At 42.8% G+C, this 21,318-nt stretch carries 25 protein-coding genes; 5 read left to right on the top strand and 20 right to left on the bottom strand.

The annotated features are described in order from the left end of the window. Window position 1 precedes the first annotated feature (1 nt). The 3 genes from OCV99_RS11720 to OCV99_RS11710 form a co-directional block, all read right to left on the bottom strand. On the bottom strand, window positions 2–1,315 hold the full coding sequence (locus OCV99_RS11720) for an O-acetylhomoserine aminocarboxypropyltransferase/cysteine synthase family protein (RefSeq protein WP_158370706.1): 1,314 nt from the start codon (window positions 1,313–1,315) through the stop codon (window positions 2–4). 96 nt (window positions 1,316–1,411) lie between these two features. After that, a complete protein-coding gene (gene cysK / locus OCV99_RS11715) occupies window positions 1,412–2,344 on the bottom strand; it encodes a cysteine synthase A (RefSeq protein ID WP_158370704.1) in 933 nt (310 codons plus the stop codon). 88 nt (window positions 2,345–2,432) lie between these two features. Further along, window positions 2,433–2,843, bottom strand: coding sequence for an RrF2 family transcriptional regulator (locus OCV99_RS11710; RefSeq protein WP_158370702.1), 411 nt, complete (start codon window positions 2,841–2,843; stop codon window positions 2,433–2,435). Between the two features lie 217 nt (window positions 2,844–3,060). Between OCV99_RS11710 and OCV99_RS11705 the strand changes: the two genes are divergently transcribed. Next, window positions 3,061–4,191, top strand: a complete 1,131-nt coding sequence (locus tag OCV99_RS11705) for a glycosyl hydrolase family 18 protein (protein WP_158370700.1) — start codon at window positions 3,061–3,063, stop codon at window positions 4,189–4,191. Here the strand turns inward: OCV99_RS11705 and OCV99_RS11700 are convergent. The 10 genes from OCV99_RS11700 to OCV99_RS11655 form a co-directional block, all read right to left on the bottom strand. Next, on the bottom strand, window positions 4,174–4,677 hold the full coding sequence (locus OCV99_RS11700) for a DNA-deoxyinosine glycosylase (RefSeq protein WP_158370698.1): 504 nt from the start codon (window positions 4,675–4,677) through the stop codon (window positions 4,174–4,176). The two genes, OCV99_RS11705 and OCV99_RS11700, sit on opposite strands and share 18 nt — an antisense overlap. Before the next feature lie 7 nt (window positions 4,678–4,684). Then, window positions 4,685–5,341 (bottom strand): ABC-2 transporter permease, encoded by a 657-nt coding sequence (locus OCV99_RS11695; protein WP_158370696.1) that lies wholly within the window; start codon window positions 5,339–5,341, stop codon window positions 4,685–4,687. Continuing rightward, window positions 5,338–6,189 (bottom strand): ABC transporter ATP-binding protein, encoded by an 852-nt coding sequence (locus OCV99_RS11690; RefSeq protein WP_158370694.1) that lies wholly within the window; start codon window positions 6,187–6,189, stop codon window positions 5,338–5,340. The genes OCV99_RS11695 and OCV99_RS11690 overlap by 4 nt, the downstream gene beginning before the upstream one ends. Window positions 6,190–6,193: 4 nt before the next feature. Next, a complete protein-coding gene (locus OCV99_RS11685) occupies window positions 6,194–6,565 on the bottom strand; it encodes a GntR family transcriptional regulator (protein ID WP_158370692.1) in 372 nt (123 codons plus the stop codon). A gap of 114 nt (window positions 6,566–6,679) precedes the next feature. Next, a complete protein-coding gene (locus tag OCV99_RS11680; RefSeq protein ID WP_158370800.1) occupies window positions 6,680–7,546 on the bottom strand; it encodes an EamA family transporter in 867 nt (288 codons plus the stop codon). A gap of 31 nt (window positions 7,547–7,577) precedes the next feature. Beyond that, window positions 7,578–8,528: an acyl-CoA dehydratase activase gene (locus OCV99_RS11675; protein WP_158370690.1), complete on the bottom strand. Its 951-nt coding sequence runs from the start codon at window positions 8,526–8,528 to the stop codon at window positions 7,578–7,580. Between the two features lie 147 nt (window positions 8,529–8,675). Continuing rightward, on the bottom strand, window positions 8,676–8,822 hold the full coding sequence (locus OCV99_RS11670) for a hypothetical protein (RefSeq protein WP_262575500.1): 147 nt from the start codon (window positions 8,820–8,822) through the stop codon (window positions 8,676–8,678). Beyond that, entirely contained in the window at window positions 8,822–9,772 is a 951-nt protein-coding gene (locus OCV99_RS11665; protein WP_158370688.1) for an acyl-CoA dehydratase activase-related protein, read from the bottom strand. Before OCV99_RS11665 ends, OCV99_RS11670 begins: the two co-directional genes overlap by 1 nt. Before the next feature lie 14 nt (window positions 9,773–9,786). After that, window positions 9,787–10,596, bottom strand: a complete 810-nt coding sequence (locus tag OCV99_RS11660) for a glycosyltransferase family 8 protein (protein WP_158370686.1) — start codon at window positions 10,594–10,596, stop codon at window positions 9,787–9,789. After that, entirely contained in the window at window positions 10,593–11,618 is a 1,026-nt protein-coding gene (locus OCV99_RS11655; protein WP_262575498.1) for a lysylphosphatidylglycerol synthase transmembrane domain-containing protein, read from the bottom strand. Before OCV99_RS11655 ends, OCV99_RS11660 begins: the two co-directional genes overlap by 4 nt. Before the next feature lie 204 nt (window positions 11,619–11,822). Between OCV99_RS11655 and OCV99_RS11650 the strand changes: the two genes are divergently transcribed. The 3 genes from OCV99_RS11650 to OCV99_RS18040 all read left to right on the top strand — a co-directional run bounded on the left by OCV99_RS11650 (window position 11,823) and on the right by OCV99_RS18040 (window position 14,819). Next, entirely contained in the window at window positions 11,823–12,389 is a 567-nt protein-coding gene (locus tag OCV99_RS11650) for a TetR/AcrR family transcriptional regulator (protein WP_158370682.1), read from the top strand. Window positions 12,390–12,467: 78 nt separating this feature from the next. Next, the gene (locus OCV99_RS18045) at window positions 12,468–13,433 is read left to right on the top strand and encodes an ABC transporter ATP-binding protein (protein ID WP_317248341.1); all 966 of its coding nucleotides are present in this window, start codon (window positions 12,468–12,470) and stop codon (window positions 13,431–13,433) included. Continuing rightward, a complete protein-coding gene (locus OCV99_RS18040) occupies window positions 13,434–14,819 on the top strand; it encodes an ABC transporter permease (RefSeq protein WP_317248339.1) in 1,386 nt (461 codons plus the stop codon). It abuts the gene before it with no gap. Between the two features lie 122 nt (window positions 14,820–14,941). Here the strand turns inward: OCV99_RS18040 and OCV99_RS11640 are convergent, their stop codons facing one another. The 4 genes from OCV99_RS11640 to OCV99_RS11625 form a co-directional block, all read right to left on the bottom strand. Continuing rightward, window positions 14,942–15,838 (bottom strand): CDP-alcohol phosphatidyltransferase family protein, encoded by an 897-nt coding sequence (locus OCV99_RS11640; protein WP_262575495.1) that lies wholly within the window; start codon window positions 15,836–15,838, stop codon window positions 14,942–14,944. Window positions 15,839–16,076: 238 nt separating this feature from the next. Then, window positions 16,077–16,742: a site-2 protease family protein gene (locus OCV99_RS11635; RefSeq protein ID WP_158370678.1), complete on the bottom strand. Its 666-nt coding sequence runs from the start codon at window positions 16,740–16,742 to the stop codon at window positions 16,077–16,079. Window positions 16,743–16,761: 19 nt separating this feature from the next. Beyond that, on the bottom strand, window positions 16,762–18,591 hold the full coding sequence (ftsH, locus tag OCV99_RS11630) for an ATP-dependent zinc metalloprotease FtsH (protein WP_158370676.1): 1,830 nt from the start codon (window positions 18,589–18,591) through the stop codon (window positions 16,762–16,764). Then, window positions 18,584–18,895 carry a hypothetical protein gene (locus tag OCV99_RS11625; RefSeq protein ID WP_158370674.1) on the bottom strand — a complete coding sequence of 104 codons (312 nt, stop codon included), beginning with the start codon at window positions 18,893–18,895 and terminating at the stop codon, window positions 18,584–18,586. The genes ftsH and OCV99_RS11625 overlap by 8 nt, the downstream gene beginning before the upstream one ends. Before the next feature lie 201 nt (window positions 18,896–19,096). Between OCV99_RS11625 and OCV99_RS11620 the strand changes: the two genes are divergently transcribed. Beyond that, window positions 19,097–19,633 (top strand): TetR/AcrR family transcriptional regulator C-terminal domain-containing protein, encoded by a 537-nt coding sequence (locus OCV99_RS11620; protein WP_158370672.1) that lies wholly within the window; start codon window positions 19,097–19,099, stop codon window positions 19,631–19,633. 430 nt (window positions 19,634–20,063) lie between these two features. Here the strand turns inward: OCV99_RS11620 and OCV99_RS11615 are convergent, their stop codons facing one another. The 3 genes from OCV99_RS11615 to OCV99_RS11605 all read right to left on the bottom strand — a co-directional run. Continuing rightward, complete coding sequence (locus tag OCV99_RS11615) at window positions 20,064–20,486, bottom strand: phosphodiester glycosidase family protein (RefSeq protein ID WP_262575492.1); 423 nt, start codon at window positions 20,484–20,486, stop codon at window positions 20,064–20,066. After that, window positions 20,407–21,138 (bottom strand): phosphatase PAP2 family protein, encoded by a 732-nt coding sequence (locus OCV99_RS11610; RefSeq protein WP_331490724.1) that lies wholly within the window; start codon window positions 21,136–21,138, stop codon window positions 20,407–20,409. The genes OCV99_RS11615 and OCV99_RS11610 overlap by 80 nt, the downstream gene beginning before the upstream one ends. Then, window positions 21,122–21,318, bottom strand: a 197-nt coding sequence (locus tag OCV99_RS11605; protein WP_262575490.1) for a hypothetical protein, incomplete at its 5' end; no start/stop codon positions are given. The genes OCV99_RS11610 and OCV99_RS11605, both read right to left, overlap by 17 nt.

The raw sequence follows: 21,318 nt of genomic DNA, 5'->3' as shown, positions 1-21,318 counted from the left end.
CTTACTCCTGTACTGCCTTGAATGCTTCTTCAAGATCCTGAATAATATCATCAATATTTTCTGTTCCGATAGACAGACGGATGGTATTTGGACGAATTCCCTGATCTAAAAGTTCTTCTTCCGTGCACTGGCTATGGGTAGTGGTAGCCGGGTGGATTACCAGCGATTTCACATCCGCCACATTTGCCAGAAGAGAGAACAGCTCCAGATTGTCAATAAAATCCTTCGCTTTCTGGGCGTCACCTTTAATTTCAAAGGTAAAAATAGAACCGCCGCCCTTCGGGAAATATTTTTTATACAGCGCTTTCTGACTCTCGTCCTCCGTTACTGATGGATGATGTACTGCCTCTACCTGCGGATGGTTTTTCAGATACTCCACCACTTTCAGGGCATTTTCCACATGCCGTTCTACTCTGAGAGACAGTGTTTCCAGCCCCTGCAGGAAGAAAAATGCATGAAACGGTGAAAGAGTTGCGCCTGTGTCCCTGAGAAGAATCGCACGAATCTTCGTAACAAATGCCGCCGCGCCTACTGCCTTTGTAAAGCTTACTCCATGATAACTGGGATTCGGATCTGTCAGCGATGCAAATTTTCCAGATGCCTCCCAGTCAAATTTTCCGCTGTCTATAATGACGCCGCCAATCGTCGTTCCGTGTCCGCCGATGAATTTGGTCGCTGAGTGTACCACAATGTCAGCGCCATACTCGATGGGACGCACCAGATACGGCGTCGCAAAGGTATTATCTACAACCAGCGGAATTTTATGCTTATGTGCAAGATTTGCCACTGCCTCAATGTCTACCACATCGGAATTCGGGTTGCCCAATGTCTCTATAAAAATGGCTTTTGTATTATCCTGAATCGCCGCCTCAACTTGGTCATAATTAAAAATGTCTACAAATGTAGTCTGAATACCATATTGGGGAAGGGTGTGTGCCAGCAAATTATAGGAACCGCCATAAATATTTTTCGCGGATACAATATGATCGCCGTTCTGAGCCAGATTTTCAATGGTATAAGAAATTGCCGCTGCCCCGGACGCCACTGCAAGAGCCGCGACGCCGCCCTCCAGGGCTGCAATTCTCTTTTCAAATACATCCTCCGTCGGATTGGTGAGCCGTCCGTAAATATTACCGGCATCCGCCAGTCCGAAACGTGCCGCCGCATGGTCGCTATTGCGGAACACATAAGATGACGTCTGATAGATCGGAACCGCTCTCGCATCTGTCACCGGATCCGGCGTTTCCTGTCCTACATGCAACTGTAATGTTTCGAATTTAAATTTTCTATTTTCTCTTGCAATTTTTTCTCCCATAACGTAAACTCCTTGTTCTTTCTACTGTGCTGTCAACTTGTTGCTCTAAAACTATTACTTTTATTCCCTTCGGACACATTCCCTATAGATGGCCGCTTACTCCGTAAAAAGCGGGGTGGAATAATATCTGTCCCCGGTATCCGGAAGTAACGCCACAATCGTTTTTCCTTTATTCTCAGGCCGTTTCGCCAGCTCAATCGCCGCATACAGAGCAGCTCCCGAAGAAATTCCTGTCAGTACGCCCTCTTTCCTTGCAAGGATTTTTCCTGTTGCAAATGCATCCTCATTCTCCACTTTGATGATTTCATCGTAAATCTTCGTATTCAATACCTCCGGCACGAATCCCGCTCCAATGCCCTGAATCTTGTGGGGACCTCCTTTTCCTTCTGACAAAACCGGAGAATCAGCAGGCTCTACTGCCACGATTTTTACGTCTGGCTTCTGGGACTTCAAATACTCACCGACCCCGGTCAGTGTTCCTCCGGTTCCTACTCCCGCTACAAAAATATCAATCTTTCCATCCGTATCTTTCCAAATCTCCGGACCAGTTGTATTCCTGTGGACTGCTGGGTTCGCCGGGTTCACAAACTGTCCCGGAATAAAACTTCCCGGAATCTCCTGCGCCAACTCTTCTGCCCTGGCAATGGCGCCCTTCATTCCTTTTGCTCCCTCTGTCAGAACTAACTCCGCTCCATATGCTTTCAGGATATTTCTTCTCTCCACGCTCATAGTCTCCGGCATTGTGAGAATAATACGATATCCCTTTGCTGCTGCAATCGCCGCAAGCCCGATTCCGGTATTACCTGACGTCGGCTCAATGATAACAGAACCTTCTTTTAGGATTCCCTTTTCCTCTGCATCATCAATCATCGCCTTTGCAATTCTGTCCTTCACGCTTCCCGCCGGATTAAAATACTCCAGCTTCACAAGCAGAGTTGCCTCCAAATCGTATTCCTTCTCCACATTCGTTATCTCCACCAGAGGTGTGTTTCCAATTAAACCAAGTGTTCCTCTATAAATAGCAGCCATTCCGTTCTCCTTTCCTACCATTTCGATATGTTTTGTATGAATATAATCGCATTATATCCCTACTTTTCCTATCTGTCAATAGGGAATTTTAATTTTTCTTTTCAATCAAGTCAGCCAATGTAACACCGTCCACATACTCGTCTATCAGTTTTCCCAATCCTTCCCAGAAAGAAAGAGTCGTGCAATACTCTTTCCTGGGGCACTGATTCGGCTGCTCTTCAATACAGGGAATCGGCGCCAGACTGCCTTCTGTCGTGCGCAAAATCTCCCCCACCGTATATTCCCGGGGCTTCCGCGCCAACATATAACCTCCGTTATTTCCTCTGTAACTCCTCACATAGCCCGCCCTCGTAAGCAGGGGCATGATCTGCTCCATGTATTTCAGTGTAATCGACTGCCTCTCAGCAATATCCTTCAGCCGAATATATTCCCCATTATCATGAATCGCCAGATCTGCCATGATTCTAAGGGCGTACCTGCCTTTCGTAGAAAATTTCATACCTTTTCCCTTTCATACTACAATAACTTATTTGGATGCGTCTTTTGACCTTAACATCTTTTGCCTGTTAAAACAGTATAGCACAGTTCCTTTGACTTTTTCTACTTTTTTATCCATATGGGTTTTCATACACCGGGATTTTTGTTTACTCGACATAAAGCGCATTTTATGCGCCATCAGTTCATATATTAAACGAAACGATTATCAGGATCTTTCTATGGATATTTATGTTGTATCTCTCGGAGATAATATTGACCGCATCGCCGCTGATTATGGCGTGTCTGCCGATTCCATCATTTACAACAATCAACTGGTGTACCCTTATGAACTTGTTGTTGGCCAGGCGCTCCTGATTTTGTTCCCCGATGAAGAAGACTTTTCTTCCAAACCACAGATTCGAGCCGGTGGCTACGCTTACACCTACATCAGCCCCTGGGTTCTTGAACAGACGCTGCCCTTCCTGACAGAGCTTTTCATCTTCTCCTACGGATTTACCTCTGAGGGCGAGCTTCTATCCCCTCCTCTGGACGACTACTGGATGATTCAAAGCTCCCTGTCCCAGAATGTCCGTCCCATCCTCACGCTGACGCCACTGGATGCTTCCGGCCAGTTCAACAACAACCTGATTACTTCCGTTATAAATAACGCTTCCTACAAACAGAATTTAATCAGCCAGCTTCTAAGTACGATACAGGCCAAAAACTTTTCCGGGGTGGATGTGGATTTTGAATATATCAAGGCGGAGGACCGGGATGCATTTACCGCATTCGTAAATGACCTGGCGGAAACGCTGCGTCCTTACGGCTATACCACCTCCGTGGCGCTCGCCCCCAAAACCTCTGCCAATCAGCCGGGCCTTCTCTATGAAGGAAAGGATTATGCCGCACTGGGTGCAGCGGCAGATTCTGTTCTTCTTATGACCTACGAGTGGGGATACAAATATGGTCCCAACATGGCAGTGGCACCTTTAAATATGGTACGGAGGGTCGTAGAATACGCGGTTACAGAGATTCCACCTGAAAAGATTCATCTGGGCATTCCCAACTATGGTTATGACTGGCCGCTGCCCTTTGAGCGGGGCGTCACTGTGGCAGCCACCATCGGCAATGTAGAAGCCGTGCGCATTGCGGTAAATCATAACGCCGTCATTCAATTCGACGAGACTGCTATGTCCCCTTATTTTCGTTATATAAATAATGGAATGGAACACGAAGTATGGTTTGAAGATGTAAGAAGTGTACTGGCAAAATTTAATCTTATAAAAGAATATGGGCTCTCCGGCGCCGACTACTGGCAGATCATGCGCTGGTGGAGAGCCAACTGGCTTTTATTAAATGAACAATTTTAACTCTTTCCAGGCAGCCAAAAGTCTATCCATCTGAAACGCCGCATTCGCCGGACTGGTGGAAGGGAGCTTCACAATCTCCCTTCCTGTCATCTCATAACTATATTTCATATACAACTGCCATGCCTTCCCCCCGTTTGCGTAAATGCGCCGAATCGGCGCTTCCTCAAGAATTCTTGTAAGATCGGCCGCCACTACATTTTTAATGGAGCTGTCACTGGAACCGATAATATCGCACTCTGCAATCACGTCCCACACGGCGATATGGTACTGCAACAGAAATTCTTTTTTCTCTGAAATCGTCTCCGGCATCTTCTCCAAACCGCAAAGATTCCCCAGAACCTTCCAGAAGCGGTTCTGGGGATGCCCGTAATAAAATTGCTGTTCCCTGGACTTAACTGACGGCAGCGTCCCAAGAATCAAAATGCGGGAACTGCTGTCGTAAACAGGTTCAAATTCGTGTCTGATATGTTGATATTTTCCGTTCATATTATCTCTAAAACTCTTTCTTCTTCACAACCGCAATACTAATCTTCATTGAAGCCAGCAACAAAACAACAGCCACAGCAGCCACACTCAGAATAAGCACTCTCACACTTACAGTCTGCAGATGGGCAAATCCCTTTACCAGGTCAATGTGTAAGACTGTCTCTGCCCCTTTTACAATAATGGCGGCAAGCCCCACAGCCAATCCGCTCGCTCCGATAAGTGCAATACGTCCCTTCTCTCCACCGAATTTAAGCTGAATCGGAAGCATAACGGCCTGCATCATCAGCATAACAGGCAGAATGAACAGCGCAATCACCACTAAATCCCCGGCAGGCATGATTTTTCTGATTATCACAGCTCCCATTGCCAGGACAGTTGCGAAAATCCAGGCTCCTCCTCCCAGAAGCAGCGCAAGGCAGTATTTTTCAACGACATAGCCGGAACGGCTGACAGGCAGTGAGAATAAAAACGCATTACCATTGTCAAATTCATCATAACTGATGGTACTTAGGGTAAACATAGATACCACAAAGGTCAAAAATCCTAATGGAAATGCTATGTCATCCGTAAATACCGTCATAACGACAGCAATCACGACTATCATGGCGAAGAAATTTTTCTGCATCATCATCAGTTTAAAATCTTTAATCAAAAGTCCTTTCACTCTTCATTCCCCCTTACCATCAAGCTGATTACTTCGTCAACCGTTCCTTTTTCAATCGCAATCTTCGGGAAATTTTCTATATAAAACTGCTTCTGATTTGTCAGGCAGCTATACCCGTATGTTTCTTTTTTCACACGAAGGATGTACTGTTTATCCAATTTCTCATACTGTTCTTCATCCACCTTCAGCAGTGCATACTCACTTAGCAGAACATCGGTATCCTCGTGCAAAACAATTTTCCCATCTTGTATCATATAGAGGTCGTCGCATAAAGATTCCAGATCACCGGAAATGTGGGAGCTAATCAAAACCGAACGCTCTTCATCCTGTTCCATAAATTCCCTCAGCAACTCCAGCAGCTCATCTCTCGCAATTACATCCAGCCCCGCTGTCGGCTCATCCAAAATCAATAATTTTGCATCGTGGGAAATAGCCGCCAACAATTTAAGCTTGGCTTTCATGCCCGTCGAGAAATCCTTTATCTGTTTATCAGGCGGAAGCCGGAACCGCTCTGCCTGCTCCACGAAAAATGTTTTGTCAAACTTTTCATACAGATTTTCCAGGATGGGAATCAAATCTTTTATCCGCAGGTATCCGCTGAACCCCGAATCGGATAACACAACCCCCAGCTTTTCCCTGTCCTTCGCAGTAAATTCCCTGATGTCTTTTCCCAATATGGTAATCGTGCCACCATCTATCGCAATCAGTCCCAACACCGCCTTGAACGTGGTGCTCTTTCCTGCCCCGTTCTGCCCAATCAAACCAGTCACATACCCCGGCCGGAGTTCCAAAGAACAATCCAGAGAAAATGTATCATAATTCTTTTTTAAATGTTCTATCTTTAACATATTCTCATCCCTCCAAAATCAGTTCGAGCAAACTTCTTATCTCTTCATCGCTGATCCCGCAGCTTCTGCCCTTTTGAACCGCCTGCTCCAGCTCTGCCTCCAGCTCCTTTTTCTGTTCTTCCAGGAGAAGTTCCATATTTGCTGCGGTCACATAGGTTCCTTTTCCATGAACCGTCACCGTAAAGCCTTCGCTTTCCAGACTGTCATATGCCTTCTTCACAGTCAGGGCGCTTATCTTCAGCTCTTTAGACAGAGCACGTACCGACGGAAGACTATCATTTTCCTTCAGTTCCCCATTACGAATGAGCCGTTTAATCTGGTCTGCAATCTGCTCATAGATAGGAATCATCAAAGATGTGTTGATTATAATTTTCATATCCGGCACATTCTCCTTTCCCTTTGCAAACAGTGTATAACAGTTTATAACTGTTGTCAAGTGTTATATGGTGTTTATTCAAAATTGTGCTTATTCTGCCCAGAGCCGGACGGTTTAAACGACTGCCAGCAGGACAGTTCCTACCGTAATCAACACAACTCCCACCGCTGCCTTTTTTGTCAATTTCTCATGAAATACAATCCAGGAAAAAGCTATCGTAACCAGCATACTCAATTTATCAATGGGAACGACCACACTCGCCGGACCATCCTGCAGCGCCCGGTAATAGCACAGCCACGATGCCCCCGTTGCCAGACCGGACAGACAGATAAAGGCCAGTTCTTTTTTCTCTATCTTCTTAATTTCTCCCTGCTTTCCTGTAAAAAATACCATCAGCCATGCCATAACCAGCACAACAGTTGTCCGAATTGCCGTCCCGAGATTCGAGTCAATTCCTGTAATTCCAATCTTACCTAAAATAGCAGTCAGGCTTGCAAATACCGCAGATAGGACCGCATAAACCAGCCAGCCGCCGCTTTGTTTCTGTACGTCTGCTTTCGTATCCTTCTTATCAATCATAAGCAGTGTGCCAATGCCAATCAATACAACTGATACAATTTTTATTCCAGAAAGTCCTTCCTGAAGAAAGATAAGCGCCAGCAGAATCGTCAGTACCGTACTGGATTTATCAATTGGCACCACTTTGTTAATATCCCCTTTTTGCAGCGCATGAAAATAACACAGCCACGATGCCCCTGTCGCCAGTCCCGACAGCACAAGAAACAAGAGCGTTCTGCTGTCAATTTGCCTGATTTCTCCCGCCGTTCCCGTAACCATCACCATCAGCCACGAAAACAACAGTACAATAACCGTTCGTATCGCCGTCGCCACATTAGAATCTGTCTTTTTTATTCCACATTTCGCAAGAATTGCTGTTATCCCTGCAAAAAAGGATGAACCCACCGCATAAAATAACCACATCATTTTTCCTTCCCACACCGTCCTTCTCAAATTAATGAATGATTTCTCCTTTTTCACAGCGGTTCCCCCAACTGTCTATTAACACATTATCCCGGTACACGCACATAATTTCACAGTTGTTGGCACAGCGCCCGCAACAGATTTCCCGTGTCTGGAACTGTGTGCCCTCCATCGAAAAATCAAATTCTTTTCTCTTTTCACTTTTTTCCGCCAGTATAGCCGCCCCCAACGCTCCCATCAGATGTCCATTTTCATCCACTTGAATCTCATATCCCAACATCTTTCTAAAAGCTTCCACTACACCAATATTCTTACTGACACCGCCCTGAAATACAATCGGCGGAACAATTTTCTTCCCTTTTCCCACATTATTCAGATAATTTGAAACAACCGCATTACAGAGCCCTGCAATAATATCTTCCTTCGTATGCCCCATCTGAATTTTATGAACCAAATCTGACTCCGCAAATACTGTACATCTGGCGGCAATCGGCGTCGGATGCTTTGACCGGAGGGCAATGTCTCCCATTTCTTCCACTTCAATTCCCAGGCGCTTTGATTGACTGGAGAGAAATGCCCCTGTTCCTGCAGCACATAACGTATTCATCGCATAATCTACCGCCACGCCATTTTCCACTAATATAATTTTAGAATCCTGCCCGCCAATTTCCAGAATTGTCCGAACTTCCGGATAAAAAGCAGTAGTCCCAACAGCATGCGCCGTAATCTCATTTTTAACCATAGTTGCCCCGGTAATGGTCCCCACCAGCCGCCTGGCGCTTCCCGTCGTTCCCGTAGCAACAATCTTATTATGTTCTTTATCAAACTGTTTTTCCAGCAAAGCAACCAGCCTTTTAACCGCGCCAATCGGATCTCCCTCCGTCCAGATATACTCGCTTGCCAATATCTCTTTGTCTTTATTAATAATAACTCCTTTTGTAGAAATTGATCCCACATCAATCCCAAGATATGCTTCCCTCATCGGATTACCTTCTTTCTCATCTGTATCATATCGTAAAAAGCTTCGATTCTTGTCATCAAGCCTGTATCGCTCGTCTGAGAATCATATGTCAGGTATAAGATGGGTATTTTATAATCTTTTCCTATATTCTGCAGCACCGGCATAATATCAATTTCGGGTGTACAGCTCCATTGTCCTTCTGGTCATCTGCGGCTGCATCACATAATTTACATCAAGGCCATTTTCTATAATATAACGAATCGCACAGTTATACCTCGCAATCATAGGAAATGATACTTTTTTCGTCTGCTCCATTATAATTTTCCCTTCTTAAATCCGATAATATCAATAAAACTTTCAATCCTTGTTTCTACACCAGCGTCTCCGTCCTGCCCGTCCATGATCAGATTCAAAAGCGGGATTCCATTATTTCTCCGCACTATCATCTCATTTACCATGGAATCCGGGCCACAGGGGAATGCACTGAGAAGGATAATTCCGTCTACATTGTTTCGTTTTTTATAAATACCTCCTGCAATCTCCCGGTTAATTTCCCATTTTAATGTAGGCGATAGTTTCAGGCTTCGTTCCAGCGCTGATTTCCGTTCCGTAAGATCTGCCCGTATCGGTACTGCATCCATCCTTTCCAGCATTCTCTGAATCGGCCTTCCGATATATGCATCTTCAATGATATAACTGTGTCCCGCCAGCAGAATTTTGGTTTTCGGTAATTGATACAATCTTTCCTGTTCTTTTACTTTCTGTTTGACATCCTCCAACTCCGCTTTTTTTGCTCTTTTATATGCCTTCTGCACTTCCTTTCTATGGAATCCCAAATGAATTCCCATTTCCAGAAATGCTTTTTCTTCGTCTTGTCTATGCTTTACATCCACATTATAAGAAAGGAATTTTTGTCCTGTGCTGCGAAAGGTATTGACAGTCATATCATAAAGCGCCTCGAATTTTGTACACATACTGCGCTGTAAACCAAAATTAGAAATGCGCGGTATTAATATATAATCACATTTCCCGATCAACGATTTCACATGCCCCAGAAATATTTTAGTAGCCAGGCAGGCCTCATCAATCGCATAAGATGTGCCCTCTTCCAAAATTCCTTTTGTTGTCGGTTCGCTGACAACCGTTCCAATGCCCAGCCCGGAGAAAAAAGAATCCCACAACACAGAATAACGGTGGTACAGCATCGCCCTCGGTATTCCAATTACAATTGGCCGTCGAGACACAGCCTTCTTTTTTTTTGACATAATAACTCTTCTCCTCAAATATATCTGCAGTCTTTCATTTCACGATAAAAAACATCCAATATGCCCAAATAATTCTTTTTCCAGGGCTTTTGTTTTCCATAATAATGAATCACTACCGTGTTTTCTCTTACCCATTCTAAATCTATCTTTTTATGGCTCGGATCCGCATTATAAAAAGATAGCATCCTGTCGCTCAAATTATATTTCATCGTATCCAAAATCCCTGTTTTATTTCCATATAAAGCGGTTATAATATCCTGATCCGGTAAGGTAAGATACCGTCTTTTTTTCTCAACGAATGACATCACTTCTTTTATATTTTGTTTCTCTCGTAATTCGCTTAAATTCATCAGCATAACTCCACTGTTGATATACGTACTTTCCTCCTCCATGCCGAGCCTGTACTGGTTAATTTTGTTGAGAAATTTTTTTACATGTGTACATGCCAGAAAATAATTTCCTTCAAAATCCCGCTTGTACAACTCCTCAAGCGGATTAATTACAATCGTATCTCCATCCAGATATAGGACTTTATCTACATCCGGCGGCAGTAAAGACGCTGCAAATATACGGTAATAAATAAGTCTCGGATACCTGTCGCTTTCCGGGAAAGACGCAAACAACGAAGAATCAACAAACTGAAAATGCACCATCGTATTCTTATCTCCTATTTGTGTCATAAAATATATCTGATCCTGAGCCTGAAAATCAGAATGTAAAATATAAACATTATATCCGTCATTTGAAGGAAAACGTATAATCGACCGGATACAATCTATGACATGTTCCATATATTCCCTATTTACTGTAAACAATATATTCAATGTAAGATTCTCCTTTTATAGAATGCCGCAACCCCTCCTCCGATAAAAGCAGGCAAGATCGTTGTTACTACCCGGTATAATATCACCATGGATACTGCCCTCGCCCTTCCAAGCACGGATCCAAACAACAGAAGCTGCATAAATTCAAGTGCTCCATAACCGCCCGGCACCGGAATAACAGAAGCCATGACCGTTGCAACTGCCATAAGTCCGGCGGAAATATACCAGAATCCCATATTCCTCTCTCCATATATGAGAAAAGGAACGGAAAACCAGCAAAAATACTTCAGCGTATTCCACACAAACATTTCTGCCAGTATTCCTTTTTCCCCAAGCATTGCTTTCACCCCTTTTTGTGAAAGCATCACTTGTTCCTTCCACTGATCAGTCTTATTTTTCCAGGCTGCTTTCTTTTCTCCGATCCGGTCTAATCCCACGCACAGCAACTCTGCGATTCTTCTTGATAATAAAACCAGCATGATCGCGACAATAATCACAACAGCGATTGTCACTCCGTACACGAAATAATACTTATACTTCCCGATAACATCTTCTATACTTTTAAAAAGAAAAATCAGGCTCCCCGCTCCTAAAATGGTAACCGTTAATTTCTGGCACAGATATTGTATCAGAGTAGTATCAAAAGCATGTGCCGGTTCCATACCTTTTTTGCTCAAATAATAAATCTCCGCCGCACCTGCTCCTCCCCCAAACGTCATAACTCTTACGAAACTGCAGTAATAGGCACACCCAACGCCTTCTCTCCACTTGAGATTTGTATGAAAGACCTTCGCTAACCGGCTGACAGCCATTCCTTCCATCAACATATAACCTGTGGATGCCAGGAACATTCCAATCTTTCCCCAAACAGAAATCCTTGCAATTTCACGAAAGCTTTCCCACAAATAATCCCAAAGTCTGAATACTGCGATTCCGAATAAAAGTAAAATAAAACCTACTTTCAGCCATTTTTTATTTCTGTGTTTTGCATCGATTGCTCTCGCCCGCTTTCCTTGTTGCAATATGTGATAAATTCATTCGTAGTCCTCCTTCTTTTGTCTGGATATTTTTTCTTTTTCATGTTACACTTGTAACAATAATTAGTATAAACAATCCGTATTTCCGAAACAATACGGAAAAACGCATTTGTGACACATCCTTTCCATTTGTTCATTAAAAAAAAGTAAAATCTATAAACAAAATCTTAGAAGCGGAGGTATGTATATATGGGAAGAAAAAAAGAAGAACATGAGACTGCGCTGGTAAAGAATTATATTTCCACTGCCCTGCTCCTTCTTATGGAGCAGAATGATTACCAAAGCATCACTGTCACAGATATCGCAAAAAAAGCCGGAGTTTCACGCATGACCTATTATCGGACTTATTCTTCCAAAGAAGATATTTTAATCCAATACTTTAACAATATCGCCAATGATTTCATATCAGAGATAAAGTCCCATCCCAATATTACACTCTACCAACTTGCCGTGCATTTTTTTACCTTTTTTCGGGAACATGGCAATTTGATTCCCACATTAAAAAAAGCGAACCTGCTTGAACTGGTCTTTCAAAATTTTGTTGATAACCTGAAAAACTTTTATACGAATCTTTTAGGAAAACAAAATTTAAGCGCTTCTGCAAATTATCATTTACACTTTAGTGCAGGCGGTCTGTCCTTTGCATTGATTCTTTGGAGCGACAGCGGATATAAAGAGACGCCCGAACAGATGGCTCAGATGATTGCTTCTTTTATGACGCCGCCGCTTGATATCACTAAAACACCAGAGAAATAATAAAAAAAGTATGAAACCACTTGATTCTCTCATTTACGAATCCTATTATGTATGAATCATATGTAAAGGAGAGATATTATGCTTGAACTAAAGAACATAAGAAAAGTATATCACACAGGCAATACGGATACCGTTGCACTTGATGATATTAGCGTTGCCTTCCGCGAAAAGGAATTCGTTGCAATATTAGGAACCAGCGGTTCGGGCAAAACCACCTGCCTCAACATTATAGGCGGACTTGACCGATACGACGGCGGAGATTTAATCATCAAAGGAAAGCATACCAAAGATTTTAAAGAAAGTGACTGGGACGCCTATCGAAACAATTCCGTTGGCTTTATCTTCCAGAGTTATAACCTGATTATGCATCAGAGTATTGTGGCAAATGTTGAACTGGGTATGACATTGAGCGGCGTTTCCAAACAGGAGAAACACAAACGCGCCCTGGAAGTCTTAAAGCAGGTAGGACTAGAGAAGCATCTGGACAAAAAACCGAACCAGCTTTCCGGAGGACAGATGCAGCGTGTTGCAATCGCCAGAGCACTGGCTAATGATCCGGAAATCCTGCTCTGCGATGAGCCAACCGGCGCTTTGGATACTGCTACCAGCATACAGATCATGGATTTAATCAAAGAAGTAGCCAAAGACCGTCTGGTTATCATGGTTACCCATAACCCTGATCTTGCAACACAATACGCCGACCGTATCATCCGTTTTCAGGATGGACATCTGATATCCGATACCCACCCTCATCAGGAGCGGCCCAAGCCGGACAGTTTTAAAATAAAGAAAACACATATGTCCATGAAGACTGCCCTCTCGCTTTCCTTCAATAACCTAAAAACGAAAAAGGGAAGGACATTCCTTACTTCTTTTGCCTCCAGCATTGGCATTATAGGAATTGCAGTAATACTAAGCCTGTCCACCGGTTTCCAAAAACAGATTGACAATACACAGAATAGTACCTTGTCACAATTCCCGGTTATTATCTCTCAATCGGCCATGGAACTTGACGAAGAGACGATGACCGAAATACGCAAGTAAGTGCGGGACAGACAAAAAGAGGATATCTCACACACCGACGCACAGGAGATTTATCTCTATGATGCTGAGGACAACCAGAAGACACACACTAACATCCTTACGGATGACTATTTGGAATATATCAATTCCATTGATCCGGATATCTGTGACAATATCGGTTACATGCGCCTGACCGGTATGAACCTTTTAAGAGATGCAGACGGCACAATCATTCCCGTTACACTTTCTGCAAAAGATATGAACTCTATGTCCGCAGATACCGTTTCCAATATGGATATAAACTCTGCCGGACTTTCCTCTTACCCGGAAAATCTGGACAAGGAAAAAGACTCCTATCTGGAAGCCAATTATGAGCTTCTTGCAGGAAATTATCCCAAACAGGATACCGACTTAGTACTTGTGGTAAATGAAGAAAATGAATTAGACAGCAGTATTCTCACAAACCTTGGTTTTGATGTAGAAGACAAAGACTCTGTTTCTTTCGATGATATCGTTGGAACTGAGCTTAAACTAATCAATAATGATGATTACTATATACAGACCGAAGCCGGTAATTTCGTACCCGGTCAGGATTATACTTCCATGTATGAATCTGATAAAAGTATTACACTTACCATCACCGGCATTCTTCGCCAGAACACCACCGGCATTTTGTCAACCGGCATAGCATACAGCGACGCATTAACAGAGCTTATTATGAACGAAAATAAAGATTCCGAGATCGTAAAAGCCCAGACGGACAGCAAATTAAATGTTATCACGATGGAAGAAATGGATGAGAATACCCGCTCTATGTTTTTGACAAGTCTCGGTGCTGAAAGCAAGCCTTATATGATTATGCTTTATGCCGCTGATTTTAATGACAAAGAGGCGCTGCTCTCTTATTTGGATGATTACAATACCGGAAAGGACACGGCCGATCAGATTTTATATACTGATCTCGCCGGCAATATTTCTGAAATGAGCGGCAGTATTATGGATGCAACCACCATTGTCCTGATTGCATTTGCAGGGATCTCATTGGTAACTAGTATGATTATGATCAGTATCATTACTTACACTTCTGTAATCGAACGTACAAAAGAAATCGGTATCTTAAAGGCTCTTGGTGCAAGAAAAAAAGATATCACACGCGTATTTAATGCCGAAACCGGCATCCTGGGGCTGTTTTCCGGAACATTAGGCGTTGTAATTGCCTGGTTGTGTACCTTCCCGATTAATAAGGTTCTATACAATCAGACTGAGTTAGAAAATGTCGCCCAACTGCAATTTTCACACGCTGCTATTCTGGTTTTAATCAGTACGGTACTAACCTTATTAGGAGGCTACATCCCGGCCCGTATGGCTGCGAAGAAAGACGCGGCCGTTGCACTGCGAAGCGAATAACGATTAATTTGCTTCCATTCCCAGAAGAACGGCTCGGCGCAAAGCTGCGAATCCTCTGATACGCTTATCTTTGCACCGAGCCGCTTTTCCAGGCATTGGACACTCTCTACCCTAATGTATCCTTATCCTTTCTCTTCTTTTAACAGGACAGAATAGTAATTTCCATACATAATAAATGCCAGCAGCATAAAAGCGCCGCAACACAAGATTAACAAGTTAGCCGCCTTTTCCGATATGTCCGGGATAAAAACAAGGACAGCCATCACCGCATAAAATACTGCGGTATTAATTTTGCCATACCACTTCGCGCCTTCGTTTTTCTTTACTCTTTTTATAGCTCTTGTCCCCATCACGCTCATATAACACTCTTTTACCAAAAACAGTAAAAACACGCCTTTGGCCACTTCATATTCAGAGAAGAAACAAATAAGCAGCACTCCCTGCGTTACCTTATCAGCGATTGGGTCTAATATTTTCCCTACTTCGCTTACCATATGGAATCTTCTGGCAATTTTTCCATCCAGAAAATCGGTAATCCCGGACAGAAGCAAAATACCGGTCAACAATTTTCTGTTTTCTGCCATTCCTCCGTATCTCTGGTAAATTCCCCAAAAAAGGACAGCAAGAACAAGCCGAAACGTGCTAAGCAGATTCGGCACCGTCAGAAGTTCCTCCCGGGTTGCCAGCCGGGTAATCTCCTCCTTATATCCCGGCAGTACCCTGTAAAACACATAATAGCATATTCCATATAATACAATGGAAAAAACCACATCCACTACGCTGTGTTGTTTTAAAAACACAGTAGAAAGCACAACCAGCACCGTAAGCGTTCCCGTTCCCCACATAACCGATTTATATTTTCGGCAGTTTCCATTTTTCAAAATAGCGCCACCGCAGGCAACCGCAATAAACACATGCATACTTGGGAAAATATTCGTCGGCGTGTCAATCCGGTATAACAGCTTGACTACCTGAACGAACAGGTTCCCCGCTCTCTGCACCGGAATGCAAAATACCATAAGGTTACGGCAACAAAAACATACCATAGCACATATGGAATAATGAAATATTCACAAAACGGAATATAGTCGTCCAACGCACAATGAATGATATGCGGCTTCACATTGCTCTGTTCCAAAAACGCAAAAGAACTAATATAGAAAATCCCATAGATCAAGATAATCCATGTATGCTTATTTTCTTTCAGTAAATTCAAATTATCACCTGTCCCAATCTTATCTTTTTGTTATCCGGCTCCTATATATAAGAGCCGGATCCTTGTGGGAGAATCTGAATTTTCAGTATCTTCTTTACAATATCCCACATACCATTCATCACAGCCGAATTAACCCGATTTAACGGGATTATTAAAACTCCTGTAAACAGACAGAGGAACAATATCGGCATTGCATAGCGCCTAATCCTGCGATAAAAATCTCCGATTCCCGGAAACAGTTCCTGTAAAACATTGGAACCATCTAATGGAGGGATGGGAATTAAATTAAATGTTCCAAGTCCCACGTTGATAACCGCCAGATAATAAAACCAGATTCCGAAACTGCTTCCTGCTTTATAAAATAATCCATAGATCAACATAGAAACAAACGCCATGATATAATTCATCGCAGGTCCCGCCAGTGATACCAGAATGGTTCCCTTCTTTTTATCTTTGTAATACGCAGTATTAATCCGGACAGGTTTCGCCCATCCCATCCGGAACAATATCAGGCATACCGTTCCCCATAAATCAAGATGTGCAAATGGATTCAGCGTCAGCCTTCCGTCCATTTTCGGCGTAGGATCCCCTAATTTATAGGATACATACCCATGTGCAAATTCATGTGCCGAAATTGCCAGTAAAATTGCCGGAACCGTATAAATTATACTCTTCAAATATTCCAGCGTAAATAAATAACTTAACATCTTTTTCTCCACTACTTTCTTAACGATTCAGTATTTCCATGAATTCTTCCCCGGTAATCGTCTCTTTTTCAATTAGATATTCCGCAAGTTCATGGAGCTTCTCCTCATTTTCCTTAAGAATCTTGTCTGCTTTCGCACGTGCATCTTTTACCACCTGCATGACCTGCTCATCAATTCTGGCTGCTGTCGTCTCAGAACATGCCAGCGAAGTGTCTCCGCCCAAATACTGATTTGTAACCGTTTCCAACGCCACCATGCCAAAATCATCACTCATACCATATCTGGATACCATACCCCTTGCCAGCTTGGTCGCCTGCTCAATATCATTAGACGCCCCGGTCGTTATACTGCCAAAAATCAACTGCTCCGCTGCCTGCCCGCCTGTATACGTGGCAATCTTATTCTCAATTTCTTCTTTACTCATCAGGAAATGTTCGCCCTCATCTACCTGCATGGTATATCCCAACGCTCCTGACGTCCTCGGAACAATCGTAATCTTAGTAACCGGCGCTGAATTACTCTGCTTCGCCGCAACCAACGCATGACCGATCTCATGATAAGAAACAATTCTTCGCTCTTTTTCTGACATAACCGCATTTTTTCTCTGATAACCGGCAATTACAGTTTCCACACTCTCTTCCAAATCAGCCTGCGTTACTCTTTCCCGTCCCATACGCACTGCCCGCAAAGCTGCTTCATTTATCATATTTGCCAGTTCTGCGCCGGATGCGCCGGAGGTTGCCCTTGCAATTGGCAGAAAATCTACATCGGAATCAAGATGGACATCTTTCGCATGGACTTTCAAAATCGCAACGCGCCCCTGAAGATCCGGAAGCTGCACCGGAACCCGTCTGTCAAAACGCCCCGGTCTTAACAGCGCCGGATCTAAAGATTCCGGACGGTTTGTAGCACCCAGAATTACAACACCTTTCTTGGCGTCAAATCCATCCATCTCTGCCAGCAATTGATTTAAAGTCTGTTCTCTTTCATCATTACCGCCCATACCGCCATTATCACGCTTTTTTCCTATGGTATCTATTTCATCAATAAATATAATGCAAGGTGCCTTTTCATTTGCCTGCTTAAATAAGTCCCTTACCTTCGCAGCTCCCATACCTACAAACATTTCCACAAAATCAGAACCAGAGATTGAAAAGAATGGTACATGCGCTTCTCCGGCAACTGCTTTCGCAAGCAATGTTTTTCCAGTTCCCGGAGGTCCTACAAGCAGCGCTCCTTTCGGGAGTTTTGCTCCGATTTTTGAATATTTCTCCGGATTATGCAGGAAATCTACAATCTCCGTCAGCGCTTCCTTGGCTTCATCCTGCCCCGCTACATCTGCAAAGGTCTTCCCTGTTTCCGTTTCCGCATAAATTTTCGCATTTGATTTTCCAAAACTCATTGCATTTCCCGGCATATTACCGCCTCGCTTTTGCATCATCCGAAACAGTAGCTGACCTGCGCCAAAGAAAATTATCATCGGCAAAATCCATGTCAAAAGGAATGACAGAAGCGGTGAATTCTGCGTCGGGATATCTGCCCCGAATTCCACATCTGCTTCTTCCAGTCTCTCCCGCAATCCTTCATCAGGGAAAATACCGGTTTTATAATACCTGGTTCTGCCGTCTTCCTCTGTTACAAAAAGGATTCTGTTATTTTCCTCTTCCATTTCTACTTGCGTAACAATCCCTTCGTCCACCATCTCAAGAAAAGTATTGTAGCCCACCTGCTTTACGCCGGACTGCAGAATCGATGGAAATAATAATGCATTTAACAGCATTACAACTAAAATTGCTATAACATAATAATAATATAGCGGTTTCTTATTTGGTTTATCCTGCTTAATCATCTTCTTCCTCCAACTTCTTTTTTTCTAATTTTTTTCCACATCTGTTACAATAAATACTCTCCGGCTCATTATATTGATAACAGTACGGGCATCGAATCTCCCCTTTTACTTTTATCAGTTCTTTTTTTACTTTGATGACTTGATCTGTCAATTGATCGATTTCTCTGTTTTCTCTCTCAACTTTTTCCAGAACAAATTTCCCTACATCACAATATTTTTCTAATAATTCCTGTTCCATATAATCTAACTGTTTTGTGAGCCGCTCTATTTCCAGTTCTCTTTCCTCCAAAACCCTGTCCGCCAACCATATGTCCTCCTTTCTGTTATGAACCTTGAATTCTAACTGGTATCAAAAGTATAATACGAATTTCTTTCTGCGGACAAAACATATTTGAAAATGTGTCTCATTTTATAAAATTTTTCTATTTTCGTTATACTTCTTTTATATTGTGATTTTTCTGAAAATCCTTTATGATAGATTTATTAAAATGAAAGGGACCTGTCCATGAACAAAAATTCTCCTCTGGAAACCAAACAAATCCTGGCAAATACATTAATAGATCTTCTGGAAAGCAAGCCGTTCCCTAAAATTACCGTAAATGAGCTCTGCGCGAAATCCATGATTGTCCGAAGTACTTTTTATCTTCATTTTCAGGACAAATACGAATTACTTTCGTATTGCCTGAATAAAATCTCAAAAGAATTAGATGAATTGATGGAAACACATGCTCCCAAAGATTTTTTTGTCGTATTGCTGAGTAAATGCCAGGAAAAAGAAAAAGTTTTTTACAATCTCTTTGAAACAGAAATAAACGAAGAATTAATTGAAATGTTTTACCAGTTTTTCAGCCGCTATATTTCTCTGGTATTAGAAGAAAAACTCTCAAAGGGCAGTTTGCTCCCCGGTCCCGTTGAATCCGTAATCGCTTTCTATGTCAGCGGACTTGTCGGAATGACTTTTCGCTGGATTAAAAGCAATTACAAGCAGCCAAAGGAAGTATTAGCTTCCTGCCAGTATCAAATGATGAAAGATCTTTTTTAGGACAGCATGTTGATAAGTGTTTTCATGGTGTGGAGTTCCTATCCGAATTATTTACAAAAAATACAAACTCTATGAATGTCCCTCTCGTCACATACCGAGTTTTTCACACAAATACTGACCGAACAGATTATTCGCTTCCTCCAGAACATAAGTATTTTGACTTCTATTTGTAGGGCATACGAAGTTCTTTTCCTATTCACTTTTCCTATGATTCTTTAGATATGTAGTCCCCCCACTTACCTTTCTCTGTTTTGGAGATACATATTTCCTGGTAACCCCAAGAATAATCGCAGACAGATACAATGCCATCTGGAGCCCCATATATGTCCCGTGAAGTCCATATACGGATTATACCAGTCCAAAATTTTTGCAGTCACACATACCAGACTGCATACGACGCATATATGCAATAAAATTTCTCTTACTCTGTTCATGACAATCCCTCCGTGATAAAAATTCCATCTTCTACTTCATGTTCCGGCTTATAAGGGTGGTTCACCACTTGCTCCTTCATCGTCATAAAAGAACAATGGCCGCCGTCCAGATTATAAGCCGCCTTACAACCCAAATCTTCAAATACTTTTGCCATCTCATCAAGGAACATTCCCCTGGAGCTTTTCTGCCTTCCGTCTACAAGCAGCAGGCAGTAATGCCCCGGCTGGTAGATATCCATCGTCCCGTCCCAGTTTAATACACAGGTTTCTTCCGTTGTCTGTTTATTCCTGTATATCACCCCGTTCCGGATAATGGTTCCATTATTTTCATGACGGTTGTTACTGTAGGAATCTCCGTTTACCGCAAGAACTGACTTCATCCTTGCCGACATATCGGTAAGTTTTTCTGAATATCCCACGCCATAAGTATCCTTCGCAAATGCTGGCCATCACAATCCATACATAACATTGCTGAATGATTGCATATCCTGCGGCAATTCCTACCAAAATGCCTCCTAATATATCGGTTGGATAATGGACGTACAGATACAGTCTTGAAAATGCAATGAGGCACGCAAGGATCAATGCCGGTTTCCACAATTTTCTTTCCCCTGAAAAGTAAAGCGCTGCCACCGCTGCAAAAGAAGCCGCCGTATGTCCTGACGGGAAAGAAAAATCATCCGGTCTTGCGATCAGTAACTGTATCTGTGTGTTCACGTCACACGGACGTATCCGGGCAAATAGATTTTTCAGTATTCCGTTACACACTACAAGTTCTATACACAGCGCAGCCATCATTACCATTCCTGTTTTCCTTGTATCCGGGCCGAATGGCCATAGTGGTATCCCCTTGCGGGGTTTCCTCTTTCCCTGGCCGGATGGCCATAGTGGTATCCCCTTGCGGGGTTTTCTTGTTTTTGGAATCAGCAACAATATCACTGCCAGTACAATCCAAATCATTCCTGCATTTCCTAATTTTGTAATAAAACACATGACCGCATCACCTGCCGGTGTCCGTATATTTTGTATCCAGTCCAAAATCATAAGTTCTATATTACTTCCCATTCCCATCCGTCCCTTCTTCTTTTTCTCCTATAATGGTCGGAATCTGAAAGATCATCAGCATAATACCCAGAAAAACCATAGTTCCCACATTTACATTTCTCATCTCCTCGTATAATAAGTTTGTAAGCAAGAAAACAGCTTGCAGACTTATTCTTTTTTGATTAGACAGAAGGATAATTCTAAACA

This window comes from Dorea acetigenes (assembly GCF_025567385.1).
Taxonomy (GTDB): domain Bacteria; phylum Bacillota; class Clostridia; order Lachnospirales; family Lachnospiraceae; genus Claveliimonas; species Claveliimonas acetigenes.
Note: the sequence above shows the minus strand (reverse complement) of the source record. Positions and strands in the feature narration are given on the sequence as shown.